Annotated in this window: 12 protein-coding genes; 10 read left to right on the top strand and 2 right to left on the bottom strand. The window is 63.0% G+C overall.

Going from position 1 to position 16863, the window contains the following annotated elements:
• Positions 1–43: 43 nt before the first annotated feature.
• A complete protein-coding gene (locus HX817_RS17130; protein WP_032899088.1) occupies positions 44–673 on the bottom strand; it encodes a DNA-3-methyladenine glycosylase I in 630 nt (209 codons plus the stop codon).
• A gap of 232 nt (positions 674–905) precedes the next feature.
• Between HX817_RS17130 and HX817_RS17125 the strand changes: the two genes are divergently transcribed.
• From HX817_RS17125 to HX817_RS17115, 3 genes are all read left to right on the top strand, one after another.
• Entirely contained in the window at positions 906–2216 is a 1311-nt protein-coding gene (locus HX817_RS17125) for a C4-dicarboxylate transporter DctA (protein WP_008433031.1), read from the top strand.
• Between the two features lie 145 nt (positions 2217–2361).
• Complete coding sequence (locus HX817_RS17120) at positions 2362–3066, top strand: FadR/GntR family transcriptional regulator (RefSeq protein ID WP_177040641.1); 705 nt, start codon at positions 2362–2364, stop codon at positions 3064–3066.
• Positions 3067–3083: 17 nt separating this feature from the next.
• Complete coding sequence (locus HX817_RS17115) at positions 3084–3770, top strand: GntR family transcriptional regulator (RefSeq protein ID WP_102369279.1); 687 nt, start codon at positions 3084–3086, stop codon at positions 3768–3770.
• 196 nt (positions 3771–3966) lie between these two features.
• Here the strand turns inward: HX817_RS17115 and HX817_RS17110 are convergent, their stop codons facing one another.
• Complete coding sequence (locus tag HX817_RS17110) at positions 3967–8826, bottom strand: NAD-glutamate dehydrogenase (protein ID WP_003212956.1); 4860 nt, start codon at positions 8824–8826, stop codon at positions 3967–3969.
• A gap of 468 nt (positions 8827–9294) precedes the next feature.
• Here HX817_RS17110 and HX817_RS17105 point away from each other — a divergent pair, with 468 nt between their 5' ends.
• From HX817_RS17105 to HX817_RS17075, 7 genes are all read left to right on the top strand, one after another.
• Positions 9295–9651: a hypothetical protein gene (locus tag HX817_RS17105; protein WP_003212949.1), complete on the top strand. Its 357-nt coding sequence runs from the start codon at positions 9295–9297 to the stop codon at positions 9649–9651.
• A 310-nt stretch (positions 9652–9961) separates the two neighbouring features.
• On the top strand, positions 9962–10921 hold the full coding sequence (locus HX817_RS17100; RefSeq protein ID WP_003218556.1) for a MoxR family ATPase: 960 nt from the start codon (positions 9962–9964) through the stop codon (positions 10919–10921).
• A 5-nt stretch (positions 10922–10926) separates the two neighbouring features.
• Positions 10927–11859 carry a DUF58 domain-containing protein gene (locus HX817_RS17095; RefSeq protein ID WP_003218540.1) on the top strand — a complete coding sequence of 311 codons (933 nt, stop codon included), beginning with the start codon at positions 10927–10929 and terminating at the stop codon, positions 11857–11859.
• Entirely contained in the window at positions 11856–12350 is a 495-nt protein-coding gene (locus tag HX817_RS17090) for a DUF4381 domain-containing protein (protein ID WP_003218539.1), read from the top strand. The genes HX817_RS17095 and HX817_RS17090 overlap by 4 nt, the downstream gene beginning before the upstream one ends.
• Positions 12343–13431: a VWA domain-containing protein gene (locus HX817_RS17085; RefSeq protein WP_087694057.1), complete on the top strand. Its 1089-nt coding sequence runs from the start codon at positions 12343–12345 to the stop codon at positions 13429–13431. The genes HX817_RS17090 and HX817_RS17085 overlap by 8 nt, the downstream gene beginning before the upstream one ends.
• A complete protein-coding gene (locus HX817_RS17080) occupies positions 13428–15170 on the top strand; it encodes a tetratricopeptide repeat protein (RefSeq protein ID WP_177040640.1) in 1743 nt (580 codons plus the stop codon). The genes HX817_RS17085 and HX817_RS17080 overlap by 4 nt, the downstream gene beginning before the upstream one ends.
• Positions 15167–16807, top strand: coding sequence for a BatD family protein (locus tag HX817_RS17075; protein WP_177029349.1), 1641 nt, complete (start codon positions 15167–15169; stop codon positions 16805–16807). Before HX817_RS17080 ends, HX817_RS17075 begins: the two co-directional genes overlap by 4 nt.
• Positions 16808–16863 lie beyond the last annotated feature (56 nt).

The following is a 16863-nucleotide window of genomic DNA, read 5'->3' as shown; positions in this document are numbered from 1 at the left end:
GGCAAGCCAGCTCCCACAGTTTTAACCGCGCACAGTCAGTGGCTCAGGGTCGTTTGAAGTGGTGGCGCAGGTGTTCGATTCGAGACCGGCAGGTACAGCCTTCAAGGTGGTCGTTGACCATGCCCATCGCCTGCATGAACGCATACATCGTGGTCGGGCCCACATAGCTCCAGCCACGTTTCTTCAGGGCCTTGGACAAACGTGTTGACGCGGCTGACGTGGGGTTGGCCGTCCAGTACGCCATGTCCACCACCGCCGGGCGCTCATCGGCGGCCGGTTCAAACGACCACAGCCACGCCGCCAGCGAACCGGTCTCATCCACCAGCTCACAGGCGCGCCGGGCGTTGTTGATGGTGGACACGATCTTGGCGCGATTGCGCACGATGCCCGGGTCGGCCATCAATCGCTCGATGTCCTGCTCGGTGTACTGCGCCACCCGGCGAAAATCAAAGCCCTCGAACGCCCGCCGAAACGCCTCGCGCTTGCGCAGGATGGTGATCCACGCCATGCCCGCCTGAAAACCTTCCAGGCAAATCTTCTCGTACAGCGCAATGTCATCGGCCACCGGCACGCCCCATTCGTGGTCGTGGTAATCCGGGTACTCCGGCGCCGCCGTGCGCCACGTACAGCTGGTGACGCCCGCCGCGTCCGTGATCAATCCTGGAATATCCATAACTCACCCTGTGAACCAAGCCCGGGATGATAAGCGAAAAAAATTCCGGGCCGCCAACCGCTCAAGTACGAACCTTGCGGACCAACTGGTCAGACCGGGACCTGCCATCCGCGTAATATTTACTTGCGACTTGAAAAAAACCGAGCGTAGACTGGCCCCGCACTGGACATACCGGTCAGACCACAACAATTAAGCCCTGGACCCACCAGGGCACCGAATAGAGATCCTTCCCATGCTCAGATGGTGCTCGCGTTCGATTTTCCTGCAAGTCGTGATTGGCCTGGTGATCGGCATAATCTGCGGCCTCGCCCTCCCTGAATTCTCCTCGCAACTCAAACCCCTGGGTGACGGCTTCATCAAGCTGATCAAAATGCTGATTGGCCTGATCGTATTCTGCGTGGTGGTCAGCGGTATTTCCGGTGCCGGCGACTTGAAGAAAGTCGGGCGCATCGGCCTCAAGTCGGTGATCTACTTCGAAGCACTGACCACCGTGGCCCTGGTGATCGGCCTGATCATGGCCTTCAGCACCGGGATCGGCACCGGCGCCAATATCCACCTGGAGCAACTGTCGTCTGCCGGCCTGAATGAACTGGCAGACCGCGGCCAACACATCAAGGGCACCAGCCAGTTCCTGATGGACCTGATCCCCAACTCGGTGATCGGCGCCTTCGCGGACAACAACGTGCTGCAAGTGCTGTTGTTTTCCGTGTTGTTCGGCAGCGCGCTGAACCTGGTGGGCGAAGCCGCTTCCGGCATCTCTCGGTTGATCAACGAGCTGAGCCACGTGATCTTCCGCATCATGGGCATGATCGTGCGCCTGGCGCCCATCGGCGTGTTCGGCGCCATCGCCTTCACCACCAGCACCTACGGCCTGGATTCCCTGCAACACCTGGGCAGCCTGGTGGGCCTGTTCTACCTTACGTGCTTCCTGTTCGTCGCGGTGATTCTGGGGCTGGTGATGCGCCTGTCGGGCCTGCGGATGATGCCGCTGCTCAAGTACCTGCGGGAAGAACTGTTGATCGTGATGGGCACCGCGTCCTCCGATGCCGTGTTGCCACAGATCATGCGTAAACTGGAACACCTTGGCATTGGCAGCTCCACCGTGGGCCTGGTGATTCCGACGGGGTATTCATTCAACCTCGATGGTTTCTCCATCTACCTGACCCTGGCCATCGTGTTTATCGCCAATGCCACCGGCACACCGCTGTCGATGACCGACCTGCTGACCATCCTGCTGGTGTCGCTGATCACCTCCAAGGGCGCCCACGGGATTCCGGGTTCGGCACTGGTGATTCTGGCGGCGACACTCACCGCAATCCCGGCGATTCCGGTGGTGGGCCTGGTGCTGGTGCTGGCGGTGGACTGGTTCATGGGCATTGGCCGGGCGCTGACCAACCTGATCGGCAACTGCGTCGCCACCGTGGCCATCGCCCGCTGGGAAAAAGACATCGATATCCAGCGCGCCAACAAGGTGCTGGACGGTCAACAAGGGTATGCCTTCCAGGCCAAGAAACCGGTGCTGCCCGCCCACCAAGAGTTCTGATGAGACAGACTCACCCCCTGTGGCGAGGGAGCTTGCTCCCGCTGGGGCGCGAAGCGGCCCCAAAAAATGGGCCTGCTGCGCAGTCCAGCGGGAGCAAGCTCCCTCGCCACACAAAGCAGACAGTCCAATTTAAAGGGAGCCACACGTGATCACCTCGTCAACCGTCGTCAATTCAGTGGTAGAAAAACTGCGCGCCGCCCTGGCGAGGGGTCAGTGGCGGCGCGGCGAGATGCTGCCCGGCCAGCGTGAACTGGCCGAGCAAATGGGCATCAGCCGCCCGAGCCTGCGCGAAGCGGTGATCGTGCTGGAAACCCTCGGCCTGGTGCGCTCCATGCCCGGCAAGGGCGTGGTGGTGCTGGAAACCACCCTCAACGAATCCCAGGCCCAGGACAGCGGCGTGGCCGACGCCAGCCTCGAAGACATCCTGCAACTGCGCTACACCCTCGAGCCCTTTATCGTAGGTTTAGTGGCGCAATCCATCAGCAGCAAGGAAGTCGGGCAACTGCGCCTGACCCTGATGGACATGCGCGAAGCCCTCGACGCCGGCGACAGCGAAGCCGGGATGAACGCCTACATCGCGTTCCACGAAGAACTGTTCGCCCTGACCTCCAACCCGATCTTCCAGAACGTGGTGCAACAAACCAGCAACGCCCTCAAGCAAAGCGCCCAGGTACTGCGCAACTCCCCCGAACACCTGGCGGAACGCTTGCAGGAAAACGACGCCGTGGTGCAGGCGATCCGCAACAAGAACAGCGCCCTGGCCAGCGCCGAAATGCGCCGGCATATCCTGCAGGAAGGCTTGCGCATGGGCATTCGCTTGAACATCCCGGACGACCATCTGGGTAGCTGACTTCCAGGAGACCGCGCATGACCGCTCACGCCCTGCACACCCCTTTCCCCTTTACGCCGTTGCGCCTGGTGGGCAAGCCGAAACTCTCGGTGGACGACATCTACCCGGCACTGTTCGACGCCATTCTCGAGCAACGCATCGCCCCCGCCAGCCGTTTTACCGAGGAGAGCCTCGGGCAAAGTTTTGGCGTCAGCCGCAGCGTGATTCGCCGGGTGCTGGCGCGGCTGTCGCACCAGCAAGTGATCATCCTGCGGCCCAACCACCGCGCCCAGGTGGCGGCACCGGATGCACAACAGACCCAGCAGATTCTCGAGGCAAGGCGCCTGACGGAAATCACCGTGGTGCAGTTGGCGTGTGCCCAGGCGAAACCGGCGCAGATCCGCCAACTGCGGGAGTTGATCGCACGGGAGCGCGACTGCATCGAGCGTGACGAACGTGGCCCGGCGATTCGCCTTTCCGGGGAATTTCACCTGCAATTGGCGGCAATTGCGGGCAACGCGCCGCTGGCACAGTTTCTCAACAGCCTGGTGCCGCTGACCTCATTGGCGATTGCGCAGTTTGAGGCCAAGGCTTGCACGTATTGCGCATGGCAGGAACATAGGGCGATTGTGGATGCGGTGGAGCATGGCGATGCCGGCAAAGCCGTCAACTTGATGACCCGGCATCTGGATCATCTGGAAGCCAAGCTACTACGCAGCAATTGATCACACTGTTTTAACCTGTGGCGAGGGAGCTTGCTCCCGCTGGGACGCGCAGCGGCCCCAAAAACGGGACTGCTGCGCAGCCCAACGGGAGCAAGCTCCCTCGCCACAAGTTGAGATAACACGCCGATAATCAAATGCAAAAAAGCCCGATATCTTTCGATACCGGGCTTTTGGTTTTACCGCTCAATCAAGCCAGTTACAGCACCGATTGACCGCTCATCGCCAGGTCCAGCAACTCACGGTTGGCCACCGCGTACATGGCGTAGTCCGTGCCGACTGCAGCACGAATCTCCACCATCATGGTGCGCCAGCGATCAGCCATGTCCTGGTGCTGCTCAAGCCACAGGGCCACGCGGGCTTCCATGTCTTCTGGCGCATCGGCCATTTGCAGTACGGAAATGGTGATCGCCCGTTGCTGCCAATCCACGTCATCGCGGAAGGCTTCGCGGGCCTGGGCCTGCCAGTTGTTGCCCACGGGCAGGCTGCTGATCTGCTGCAGGTACCACGGCAAGTCCAGGGCGCTGCCGACGGCGAAGTAAGCCTTCGCGACGTCTGCCGCACTCTGGCCTGTCACGTCGGCGGCTTCGATGATCGGCAGCAGGGTGTACAGGTGGGTAGTGCCTGCAACCATGCGCGCCAACAACTCCGGCACACCGGCTTCGACATAAGCCTGGTAACGGTTCTGCCAACCTTCGCGGGTCGGGCCTTCCAGCAGTTCGTCGAGCTTGAGGCCCAGCGCGGCAAGGTGCGGACCGAAGTGCGCAACATCACGCCCGGCATCCTGTTCGTTGCGACGGCTGCGCAGGAACCAGCGCGTGGCACGGCGGCCCAGGCGCATCAGCTCGTCCATCAGCTCCAGTTGCACGTCGGCCGAGACCTGGTGGTCCAGGGCTTCGATCTGACGGAACCAGTGCGGGAGGTGGAAGATGTCTCGCACGATCACGTAGGCGCCCGCCACGTTCGCCGGGCTCATGCCGGTGGACTCTTTGAGTCGCTGAACGAAGGTGATGCCCATGTGGTTGACCAGGTCGTTGGCGATCTGGGTGCTGACGATCTCGCGCTTCAGACGGTGGCGACGCATGGCTTCGGAGAACTTCGCCACCAGGCTCGGCGGGAAAGCGGTCTCCATGTCACGGGTCAGGTAGTCGTCATCCGGCACCAGGGATTTGAGCAACGCTTCCTTGAGGTCGATCTTGCTGTAGGAGATCAGTACCGACAGCTCCGGACGGGTCAGGCCCTTGCCCGCAGCGGCGCGCTCGTTGAGCTGCTCCTCGGTCGGCAGGTACTCGATGGCGCGGTCCAGCTTGCCACGGCCTTCCAGATCGCTCATCAGGCGCTTGTACTCGGCCACGCGCTCGAAGGCTTTGCGGGCAGCCAGGGACAGGGCCTGGGTTTGCTTGTAGTTGTTGCCCAACACCAGGCTGCCGACTTCGTCGGTCATGCTCGCCAGCAACTGGTTGCGCTGCTTGTCGGTCATGTCACCGGCCTGCACCACTTCGTTGAGCAGGATCTTGATGTTCACTTCGTGGTCGGAGCAGTCCACACCACCGGCGTTGTCGATGAAGTCGGTGTTGGAACCGCCGCCATTGAGGCCGAATTCCACACGACCCAGCTGCGTCATGCCGAGGTTACCGCCCTCGCCCACCACCTTGCAGCGCAGCTCGTTGCCATTGACGCGCAGGGCGTCGTTGGCCTTGTCGCCCACATCGGCGTGGCTCTCGGTGCTGGCCTTGACGTAAGTACCGATACCGCCGTTCCACAACAGGTCCACCGGTGCCTTGAGCAAGGCATTCAGCAGTTCGGTCGGGGTCAGCTTGTCGGCCTGGATGTCGAAGCGTTCTTTCATCTGTGGCGAGATGGCAATGCTCTTCGCGCTGCGCGAGAAGATACCGCCGCCTTCGGACATGATGCTGGTGTCGTAGTCGGTCCAGGCCGAGCGCGGCAGGTCGAACAGGCGCTGACGTTCAGCGAAGCTGTTGGCCGGGTTCGGGTTTGGATCGATGAAGATGTGCAGGTGGTTGAAGGCCGCGACCAGTTGCAGCTTGTCTGACATCAACAGGCCGTTGCCGAACACGTCGCCGGCCATGTCGCCCACGCCCACCACGGTGATGCTGTCTTGCTGGACGTTGATGCCGCGCTCACGGAAGTGACGCTGCACCCCCACCCACGCGCCCTTGGCGGTGATGCCCATTTTCTTGTGGTCGTAACCGGCAGAACCACCGGAAGCGAACGCATCACCCAGCCAGAAGCCGTAGTCGATGGCGATGCCGTTGGCGATGTCGGAGAAGGTCGCAGTGCCCTTGTCCGCTGCTACTACCAGGTACGGGTCATCGTTGTCGTGGCGCACCACGTTCAACGGTGGCACCAGGGCGCCGTCTTTCAGGTTGTCGGTAATGTCCAGCAAGCCCGAAATGAAGATGCGGTAGCAGGCGATGCCCTCGGCCGCGATCTCGTCCCGGCTGCCGCCCAACGGCAGGCGACGCGGCAGGAAACCGCCCTTGGCGCCCACCGGCACGATCACCGAGTTCTTCACTTGCTGGGCTTTTACCAGGCCCAGCACTTCAGTGCGGAAGTCTTCTTCACGGTCGGACCAACGCAGGCCGCCGCGAGCGACGTTGCCAAAGCGCAGGTGCACGCCTTCAACCCGAGGCGAGTAGACGAAGATTTCAAACTTCGGCACCGGCTTGGGCAGCTCAGGAATCGCGTGCGGGTTGAACTTGAAGCTGAAGTACGACTTGTTCTGGCCGTTGGCGTCAGCCTGGTAGAAGTTGGTCCGCAGGGTGGCCTTGATCAGGTCCAGGTAGCGACGCAGGATGCGGTCTTCGTTGAGCACCTGAACGTCGTCCAGGGCCGTGAGGATCGCTTGTTCCAGGCGTTGCTGCTTGTCTTCGAGGTCTTCGGCGGTGAGCTTGCGCGCCAGGTAGAAACGGGTCTTGAACAACCGGGTCAACTCGCGGGCGATGTCGGTGTGGTTGTTCAGGGTGCTGGCGATGTAACCCAGGTCGAAGCCCAGGCGAATCTGCTTCAGGTAACGGGCGTAGGCACGCAGCAGCGCCACGTCGCGCCATGGCAGGCCGGCCGTCAGCACCAGGCGGTTGAACGCATCGTTTTCGGCATCGCCGTGCACGATATGCACGAACGCGTCCTGCAGGGTGTCGTTCAATTGCTGGATATCGAGGTTCACGCCTTCGGCGGCGATGAACGCGAAATCGTGAATCCAGAACTCGCGGCCATTGGCATGACGCAGGCGGTACGGGAATTCACCCAGGACACGCAGGCCAAGGTTTTCCAGGATCGGCAGCACATCGGACAGCGCCAGCGGCGTATCGGCGTGATACAGCTTGCAATGCAGCTCGCGCTGGCCGGAAACCTGGCCCAGCGGCTGGTAGAAGCTCATCACCAGCGGGTTGGCTTCGGTCAGGCTGAGCAAGTGCTGCATGTCGACCACGGCCGAATGCGCGGCGAAACGCTCACGGTAGCCGGCCGGGAAACCTTTCGGGAAATCAGCCAGCACGTTGGTGCCGTGGGCTTCGCCGAAGCTTTCCACCACCAGGCTGGAGTAGTCGTCCTGCCAGCTGCGGCAGGCCTGCACCACTTCTTTTTCCAGTTGCAGCGGGTCGATGTCCAGGCGGTTCTTCGGGTCTACCCGCAGGATCAACTGCACGCGAGCCAGTACGGACTCGGAGAAGAACGTCCAGAACTCGCAGTCCGAGGCTTTCAGGCGATCCATCAGCACTTGCTGGATCTTCTGGCGCACCTCGGTGGAATAGATGTCGCGCGGCACGTAGGCCAGGCAGTAGCAGAAACGGCCGTACGGGTCCTTGCGCAGAAACACGCGGATCTTGTTGCGTTCCTGGATCTGCACGATCGACATCACGGTGCTGAACAGCTCGTCCACCGGGGTCTGGAACAGGTCATCACGGGGCAGCACCTCGACCACCTGGGCCAGTTCCTTGCCCAAGTGCGCCTTGGCCTGGAAGCCCGAGCGACGCTCGATTTCCGTCACCTTGCGACGGATGTAAGGAATCACCCGCACGCTTTCGCCGTACACCGAGGAGGTGTAGAGGCCCATGAAGCGGCATTCCTTGATGACCTTGCCGTCGGCGTCGATCTGGCGGATCGACACGTAGTCCGGGTAGGCCGGGCGGTGCACGCGGCTTGGGTGTGCAGCCTTGGCGAACGACAGCACGGCCGGCTCACGCAGGTAGTTCACCGCGTAGTCTTCGATGCGCAGCTCGTCGGCCGTCAGGCCCGGGCGCAGCAGTTTGGTCAGACCGAGGAACGAGTTGGCGTCATATTCGATATGACCGCCGTCCGCCTCGTCACGTACCACAAACTCTTCATAGCCGAGGAAGGTGAAGTGGTTGCCCACCAGCCATTCCAGGAAGCTCTTGATCTCGGCTTTTTCTTCGCCGTCGATCACGTACGGGCTGGCGTCGATACCGGCCAGCAGTTCCTGGACCTTGGCTTTCATCGGTTCGAAATCGGCGACGGCAACGCGCACTTCGCCCAGTACCTGCTCAAGTTCCTTGCTCAGGACACTCAGCTCGGCGGCGTTGGCGCAACGGTCGATTTCCAGGTACATCAGCGATTCTTGCTGAACGTCTTCGCCCTGGGTGCCTTTGGGCAGGATTTCCAGCAATTCGCCCTTCTTGCCACGACGCACGCTGAGTACGGTGGTTTGCAGGGTGTGGATGCTGTAGCCACGGCGGTTCAGCTCGGTACGCACCGAGTCCACCAGGAATGGCAGGTCGTGGTGCAGCACTTCGACCGCAGTGTGGGTCGATTGCCAGCCATGACGTTCGTAATCGGGGTTGTAGACCCGCACTTGCGGTTGGTTGTGATCAAAGCGCTCAAGCAGGCGCCAGGCAGACAGGGTGCAACCGGCCAGGTCGGACAAGCGACGCTGGGTCAGTTCATCCAGGGAAATGATGCCGAAGAATTGTTCAGCGAACAGCGCCACTTGTGGCAGTGCCTGTTCACTGATGTGCTGCGCCAGTGCCGCTTGCAGTTGGTGCTGGAAGTCGGCTTTGCTGGCTGCGGTGAAGAACGCCATCTGTGGTACTCCGCTTGGGCTTGTTATTGATGGAAGCGTCGCGTGTTATCCCCTTGCGGGGAGTCCGTCAGCTCTGTTCGCGGTCTACAGTAACGAATTCAGAGTGACAGGTGGGTGAAGCTGGACAAGACAATGAGGTCACATTCAACTTCCATAAGATGCGCACCTTGCCAGGTGACGGTACGACGGGCAGGTCAGACTCCTGGCGAGGCACATCCGTTGCGCAGCTTAACGAGTGTAGGAAGCAAGCTGCTTGCGACGCTGCGACATATTCGGTCATCGGCACGCTGCCGGCGGGTTGCGACTTGGGCAACCGGGTGTTTTCAGAGAAATCCCAAGGCGCCGAGTACCGGAAATGACTGATATTGCCCGCCAGGTCATGCCACAAGGTCTGACACACGATGCAGCACAAAATTCGCCGCAATGGCACAATTGCCCTGCTTCGCCCTCCCCCAGACAGGATTAACCATGCCATTGCAACTCACCACCGCCCACCTGATCGTCAACCCGTGCGATGACGAAGAAGACAACATGGCCATGCTCTGCTGCCACGGCGACAAGGGCGAGATGTTCATGGTGACCCGTTATCCGGACGAGGACGAGGTGGAAGTCACCTGGGATTACGAGCCGTCGACCCTGGACGGGCTGAAGATCACCCTGAGTGCCACGACACTGTTGGTGGAGATTGGCGCGGCGGATGCCGATGCATTGGGCGGCCACGATCAATTGGCAATCACCCACGGCACCGCCGAGTCGGATCTGGCCGAAGTGGAAGAAACCCTGCAGAACATTCTCAAGGGCACCGGAACCTATATCCGGGCCTAGTTGCCAAATCCGCACAATGTGGCGAGGGAGCTTGCTCCCGCTGGGCTGCGAAGCGGCCCCAATCCAGCCAACTGCGTTCTGCCTGGAAAAACTCGGCAGCCTTGTTGGGGCTGCTGCGCAACCCAGCGGGAGCAAGCTCCCTCGCCACAAAGGCAGGCGCCTATCGGAAAAAACCTCAGACATTTCCCACATTTCCCGAAAAATACCCCCCGCGCCGTTAGTCTCCACCCCCTCCGATGCATTAAAGTAACGCCCCCAGGCCTGGCATTTTTCGCAATGCCCAGTCTCACCTCTCCAGGAACCGTCATCGATGGAACATCGTGAAGCGCTGCTTGCGCTGCGAACCTTTCTTTCAACGCAGATTCTCGGCCAGGAAAAACTCATCGAGCGCTTGCTCATTGCCCTGCTCGCCGATGGCCACATGCTGGTTGAAGGCGCTCCCGGGCTGGCCAAGACCAAGGCCATCAAGGAGCTTGCCGAAGGGATCGAGGCCCAGTTCCATCGCATCCAGTTCACCCCCGACCTGCTGCCCGCCGACATCACCGGCACCGAGATCTATCGCCCGGAAACCGGCAGTTTCGTGTTCCAGCAAGGCCCGATCTTCCACAACCTGGTGCTGGCGGACGAAATCAACCGTGCCCCGGCCAAGGTGCAGTCGGCATTGCTCGAAGCCATGGCCGAGCGCCAGGTCAGCGTGGGGCGCAGCACTTACGAGTTGTCGCCATTGTTCCTGGTGATGGCCACGCAAAACCCGATCGAGCAGGAAGGCACCTACCCGCTGCCCGAAGCCCAGCTCGACCGTTTCCTGATGCACGTGAAAATCGGCTTCCCCGATGCCGCCGTCGAGCGCCGCATCCTGCAGCAGGCCCGTGGCGAAGCCCTCAACGGTGAAACCAAGCCCGAGCGGCGCGTCAGCCAGCAGGCGATCTTCGCCGCGCGCAAGGAAATCCTCGGCCTGTACATGGCCGATGCGGTGGAGGAATACCTGGTGCAACTGGTCATGGCCACTCGCACCCCGGCCAAGTTCGATCCGGAAATGGCCGAATGGATTGCCTATGGCGCCAGCCCTCGTGGCTCGATTGCCCTGGACCGCTGCGCCCGGGCCCACGCCTGGCTGGCCGGCCGCGATTTCGTCAGCCCGGAAGACATCCAGGCGGTGCTGTTCGACGTGCTGCGCCACCGCATCATTCTGTCGTTCGAGGCCGAAGCGGCCGGCATCGACCAGGACCGCGTGGTGCAACGCATTCTCGACGTCGTTGCCGTCGCTTGACGTCCATGAACGCTGGCGATGGAACCCGTGTCACCCTGAGCGAATTGATCGAGATGCGCCATCGCGTGCGGGAAGTGCAGCTGTTTTCCACGCCGAGCCAGCGCAGCCCGCTGATCGGCCTGCACCACTCGAAACTGCGCGGGCGCGGGGTCGACTTCGACCAGGTGCGGGTGTATCAGGCCGGCGACGATGTGCGCACCATCGACTGGCGCGTCACTGCACGCACCCAGGAGCCCCACACCAAGCTGTTTCATGAAGAGCGCGAACGGCCGATCTTCATCATGGTGGAGCAAAGCTGCCGGCTGTTTTTCGGCTCGGGGCAGATGTTCAAGTCGGTACTGGCGGCCCAGGCCGCGAGCCTGATTGGCTGGGCGGCACTGGGCCATAACGACCGGGTCGGCGGGCTGGTGTTCGGTGACAGCGAGCACTACGAAATCAAACCCCGGCGCAGCAAGCAAAGCCTGCTGCAATTGCTCAACCGGTTGGTACGGGTCAACCAGAGCCTCAACACCGAACGCCGCCCCGAAGCCGACGCCCTCGGCATGGCCTTGCGCCGAGCCCGGGAAGTATTGCGCCCTGGCAGCCTGGTGATTGTGATCTGTGACGAGCGCGCCCTGACCGAAGGCGCCGAGCAACAGCTGAGCCTGTTGTCGCGGCATTGCGACCTGCTGCTGTTGCCGGTGTCCGACCCGCTGGACCACGCCCTGCCCGCCGCCGGCCTGCTGCGCTTCGCCGAGCGCGGCGCACAGCTGGAACTGGACACTCTGAATTTTGATCTGCGCCAGGCCTACAAGGCCCAGGCCGAAGCCCGCAGCGCACGCTGGGAACTGCTCGCGCAAAAGCTGCGGGTGCTGTTGATGCCCTTGAGTACCCAGGGTGAAATGGTCGAGCAACTGCGCGAATACCTGAACCCGCAACGTCCGGTTAAAAAGCAATGAGCAGCCTCGACCAACTGCAACCCCTGATCGCCCCGCCGGTGATCGGCTTCTGGCCGCCGGCGCCGGGTTGGTGGCTGTTGCTGCTGATCATCCCGTTGGCGGGCTGGGGCCTGTGGTGGCTGCGCCGTTTCCTGCCAGCCAAGCGCCCATTGGCCCGTGCCGAACAACCCCTGGACCCGCTGCGCATCGCCGCCCTCGCCGAACTGGCGCTGATGCCCAAACCCTACGACGGCGCACCGGCCGGTGCCTGGCTGCAACAACTCAACGGCCTGCTCAAGCGCCTGTGCCGCAACGACTACCCCTACAGCCAGAGCCACACCCTCAACGGCCGCAAGTGGCTGGCGTTCCTCGACAACCGTTGCCCCGCTGCCGGCCTGACCCGCTGGATGGTGCTGGTGGAAGGCGCCTACAAGCCCGAATGCAAACTCGACGACAAGGCCATCGCCGGTCTGACCCAGGCCGTCGATACCTGGATTCGCAAACATGTTTGAGTTCGCCTGGCCGTGGATCTTTGCCCTGTTGCCATTGCCGTGGTTGCTGCGGATTATCCTGCCGGTGGCCGACAGCGGCGAACCGGCGCTGAAAGTCAGCTTCCTCAGCGACCTCGAAGGCCTGGCCCGCCGCCGCGCGCGGGTCAACCTGCCGGGATGGCGCCAGCAAGCACCGTTTGTGTTCCTGTGGCTGCTGCTGTTGACCGCCGCCGCCCGCCCGGAATGGTTGGGCGAACCCTTGCCGATTGCAGCCAGCGGCCGCGACTTGCTGGTGGCGGTGGACGTTTCCGGCTCGATGGACTTCCCCGACATGCAATGGCAAGACGAAGACGTCAGCCGCCTGAGCCTGGTCAAGCACCTGCTGGGAGATTTCCTGGAGGGCCGCGAAGGTGATCGCGTGGGATTAATCCTGTTCGGCAGCCAGGCCTATCTGCAAGCGCCGCTGACCTTTGACCGGCGCACCGTGCGCACCTGGCTGGATGAGGCACGGATTGGCATCGCCGGTAAAAACACCGCGATTGGCGACGCCATCGGCCTGGCCCTCAAGCGCCTGCGCCAGCGTCCGGCGCAAAGCCGAGTGCTGATCCTGGTCACCGACGGCGCCAACAATGCCGGCGAAATCGACCCGCTGACCGCCGCCCGCCTGGCCGCCGAAGAAGGCGTGAAAATCTACCCGATCGGCATCGGCGCAGACCCCGAGCAAACCGGCTCCCTGGGCATCCTCGGCGTCAACCCGAGCCTCGACCTCGACGAACCGGCCCTCAAGGCCATCGCCGAGGCCACCGGCGGCCGCTACTTCCGCGCCCGCGACGGCAACGAACTGCTGAAGATCAAGGAAACCCTCGACCAGCTCGAACCCGTGGCCCAGCAACCCACCCAGGCCCGCCCCGCCCAGGCGCTGTACAGCGCGCCGCTGGCGTTGGCGCTGATCCTCAGCATGCTGCTGGTGATCCAGGAACGCTGGCCGGATAACGCCCTGCAACGCCTGTTCAACAAACTCTCAAGCAAGGGCCGTTTCCTGCAACCCAATCCTGAATGGCGTGAACGCCTCAAACGCCTGCGCTTGCGGAGGCGTCGATGATCGCCCTGTGGCCGCACTGGTTCCGTCCCTGGTGGCTGTTGCTGCTGCCGCTGCTCGGCTGGTTGCTGTGGCAGTTGTGGCACCGCCAGAAACGCGCCGGGCGCTGGCAGATGATTCTGCCGCCGGCGTTCCATGCCGCGCTGCTCAGCGGCGGCAGTGGCCGCGAAAGCAAGTCGCCATGGGTGGTGCTCGGCATCGCCTGGCTGCTGGCCGTGCTGGCGTTGCTGGGCCCGAGCTGGGAACGCGTCGAACAGTCCAGCCAGAAGCCCGCCGACCCGCTGGTGGTGCTGCTGGAACTGACCCCGGAAATGCTCGCCACCGACAGCCCGCCCAGCCGCCTCGAACAGGCACGGCGCAAGCTGTTCGACCTGCTTCAGGCGCGCAGCGATGCGCAGACCGCCATCGTGGTCTACGCCGGCAGCGCCCATACGCTGGTGCCACTCTCGGACGACCTGGCCACCAGCCATAACCTGCTGGAAGCCCTGCGCCCCTCGATCATGCCCGAGCCCGGCCACCGCGCCGACCTGGCCGTGGAGAAGGCCCTGAGCCTGCTCAAGCATGGCGGCCTCGGCCAGGGTCGGCTGCTGCTGATCGGCTCGTCGCTGTCCAAGCAGGAACGCCAGGGGATCCGCCTGCAGTTGCAAAGCAACCAGGCGCCGAGCTTGTCGATCCTAGGCATCGGCAGCCGTGAAGGCACGCCGGTGACCCAGGAAAGCGGCGAATTCCTCAAGGACGCCCAAGGCGCAATCCTCGTACCGCGTCTCGACAGCCCGACCCTCAAGGCCTTCGCCAGCGAAATGGGCGGCCTCTACCGCCAGGCACGCCTGGACGACAAGGACCTGCGCCACCTCGGGATGCTGGACGGCCCGCAAAGCCTGCGCAATGACGGCCAACTGCTGCACCTCGACACCTGGGCCGACCAGGGTTACTGGCTGCTCTTACCGCTATTGCTGCTGGCCGCCTGCGCCGGGCGCCGTGGCTGGCTGTTCTTCCTGCCGTTGCTGCTGTTGGGCGCGCCGCAGCCCAGCTATGCCTTCGACTTCCAGGACCTGTGGCTGCGCCCCGACCAACAGGGCCAACTGCTGCTGAAGAAAAAACGCCCGGCCGAAGCAGCCGAACATTTCGAAGACCCGCAATGGCAAGGCGTCGCACTGTATGAAGCGGGCAACTATGCCGAAGCCGCCAAGCGGTTTGCCGAAGGCAGCGACGCCTACTCCCACTACAATCGAGGCAATGCCCTGGCCAAAAGCGGCGAGCTGGAAGCGGCGATCGATGCCTACGAACAAGCCCTCGAAGCCCAGCCAGATTTGCAGCCGGCGCTGAAGAACAAGGCGCTGGTGGAAAGCCTGATGCAACAGGAACCGGAAAAAACCGAGCCGGCCAAGCCTGCAAAAAACGAGGATGACGAAACCACCCAACCCGGCCAGACTGCGCAACCGGGCGCCAGCAGCCAGACCGCCACCGGTGGCGAGCAGACGTCCCAAGGCCAGGGCCAGCCCGGCGCGACCGACACGCAAACCGGAGCCACGCCCCACGCCGGCAGCAACGAGGTACCCGGCAGCGAGTTGGGTGATGAACAAACCACCACCCCGCCCCTGCGCCCGGTCGACGGCACGCTTGAAGGCGAGCAGCGCCAGGCCCTGGAACAATGGCTGCGGCAGATCCCGGACAACCCCGGCGAGTTGCTGCGACGCAAATTCTGGTACGAACAGCAACAACATCAGGACAAGACTCGATGAACCGCTGCACCGCCCTTCTTCTCACCCTCGCGTTGTGGGCCAGCCAGGCCCAGGCCGCCGGCCTGGTGGCCAGTGTCGACCGCAGCCGCATCAATTCCGGGGAGACGGTGGAACTGACGGTGGAATCCAACGACGTCACGCTGTTCGGCAAACCGGACCTGGCGCCGCTGGACCCTCTGTTTGAAGTGAGCGGCACACGCCAGATCAACCAGCTCACCACCCTGGGCGGCGACAACCACGCCACCACCCGCTGGATCATCACCCTGCTGCCCAAGGAGAACGGCACCGTGGTGATTCCACCGTTGCAGATCGGCGAACTCAAGACCCAGCCGATCACCCTGCAAGTGGTGGAAACCGTCAGCCAGAACACCGAGGCCCAACTGGCTCCTGTGTTCATCGAAACCAACCTCGACCAGGACAGCGTCTACGTCCAGGCCCAGGCGTTGCTGACCGTGCGCGTCTACCACTCGGTGTCGCTGTATGACGACAGCAGCCTCACGCCGTTGCAGGTCGCCGATACGCGCATCGAGCAGTTGGGCGAGTCGCGCACCTACGAGAAAGTCATCAACGGCATCCGCCACGGTGTGATCGAAACCCGCTATGCCATCTACCCGCAGCACAGCGGCACGCTGACCATTCCGACGCAGACGTTCAGCGCCACCCTGGTAGAGCCACGGCCCGCCCAGGACAACAACCCCCAGGGTTCCAAGCCCGGCAAGCTGATTCACGTCAGTTCGCCGGAGCTGTCGTTGACGGTCAAGGCCAAGCCGGCAATGTACCCGGCCGACGCTCCCTGGCTGCCGGCCCGCAGCCTGACCCTCACGGAAAGCTGGAACCCCGAGCCCGATCACGTACAGGTGGGCGACTCCCTGACCCGCAGCCTGACCTTGAAAGCCGAAGGCCTGGCCGGCGCGCAACTGCCACCGCTGGCACTGAGCGACATCCCCGGCCTGCGCCGCTACCCGGACCAGCCGGTGCTGAGCAACCAGAACAACGACCGTGGCCTGATCGGCAGCCGTGAAGACCGCGAAGCGCTGGTGCCCAACCGCGTTGGCGCGCTTGAACTGCCGGCGGTGGACGTGGTGTGGTGGAACACCCACGAAGACCATCTGGAACGCACCAGCCTGCCGGCGCGCACCCTGCAGGTGGCGACCAACCCGAGCCTGATCGTGGACACGCCGGCCAGCCCGACCGTGATCACCGCGCCGGACAACGACAGCCTGTGGATCTGGCAACTGACCAGCCTGATCCTGGCCTGCACCACCCTGCTGGGCTTCGGTTTGTGGTGGCGTGCACGCTGGCAGCCGGCGATTTTGCGTGCGGCGCAAACCGGCCCGAGCCCGCGTACCTTGCTGGACGACCTCAAGCGGGCGAGCCAGGCGAATGACCCGCAGGCTACGCGTCAGGCGCTGGATGCCTGGGCGCGACAGCAGCCGGAGACCCTGGCGGATATGGCGGCGCGGTTTGTGCCGTTGTCGGATGCGCTGGATGGGTTGAACGGCGCGCTGTACAGCGAGAGTGGGCAGTATTGGCAGGGAGAGGAATTGTGGCGGGCGGTGAAGGCGATTCCGATGGCGGAGCGCGAGCAGGACCCTGCAGGGGATAGCACCAGCTTGCCGCCGCTGTATCCCAAATAGCCCCCCTTGCAGAAACACCGCAAACCCAATGTGGGAGCGGGCTTGCTCGCGAAAGC

It is taken from the genome of Pseudomonas sp. C6002, assembly GCF_013385805.1.
Classification (GTDB): Bacteria; Pseudomonadota; Gammaproteobacteria; order Pseudomonadales; family Pseudomonadaceae; genus Aquipseudomonas.
This window is presented reverse-complemented; position numbering and strand designations above follow the sequence as displayed.

What these genes read in the sequence shown, in the direction of transcription:
- HX817_RS17080 (WP_177040640.1), top strand. Translation starts at nt 13,428, where the DNA reads ATGATCGCCCTGTGGCCGCACTGGTTCCGTCCCTGGTGGCTGTTGCTG.
- HX817_RS17095 (WP_003218540.1), top strand. Translation starts at nt 10,927, where the DNA reads ATGAACGCTGGCGATGGAACCCGTGTCACCCTGAGCGAATTGATCGAG.
- HX817_RS17100 (WP_003218556.1), top strand. Translation starts at nt 9,962, where the DNA reads ATGGAACATCGTGAAGCGCTGCTTGCGCTGCGAACCTTTCTTTCAACG.
- HX817_RS17075 (WP_177029349.1), top strand. Translation starts at nt 15,167, where the DNA reads ATGAACCGCTGCACCGCCCTTCTTCTCACCCTCGCGTTGTGGGCCAGC.
- HX817_RS17105 (WP_003212949.1), top strand. Translation starts at nt 9,295, where the DNA reads ATGCCATTGCAACTCACCACCGCCCACCTGATCGTCAACCCGTGCGAT.
- HX817_RS17125 (WP_008433031.1), top strand. Translation starts at nt 906, where the DNA reads ATGCTCAGATGGTGCTCGCGTTCGATTTTCCTGCAAGTCGTGATTGGC.
- HX817_RS17115 (WP_102369279.1), top strand. Translation starts at nt 3,084, where the DNA reads ATGACCGCTCACGCCCTGCACACCCCTTTCCCCTTTACGCCGTTGCGC.
- HX817_RS17090 (WP_003218539.1), top strand. Translation starts at nt 11,856, where the DNA reads ATGAGCAGCCTCGACCAACTGCAACCCCTGATCGCCCCGCCGGTGATC.
- HX817_RS17130 (WP_032899088.1), bottom strand. Translation starts at nt 673, where the DNA reads ATGGATATTCCAGGATTGATCACGGACGCGGCGGGCGTCACCAGCTGT.
- HX817_RS17085 (WP_087694057.1), top strand. Translation starts at nt 12,343, where the DNA reads ATGTTTGAGTTCGCCTGGCCGTGGATCTTTGCCCTGTTGCCATTGCCG.
- HX817_RS17110 (WP_003212956.1), bottom strand. Translation starts at nt 8,826, where the DNA reads ATGGCGTTCTTCACCGCAGCCAGCAAAGCCGACTTCCAGCACCAACTG.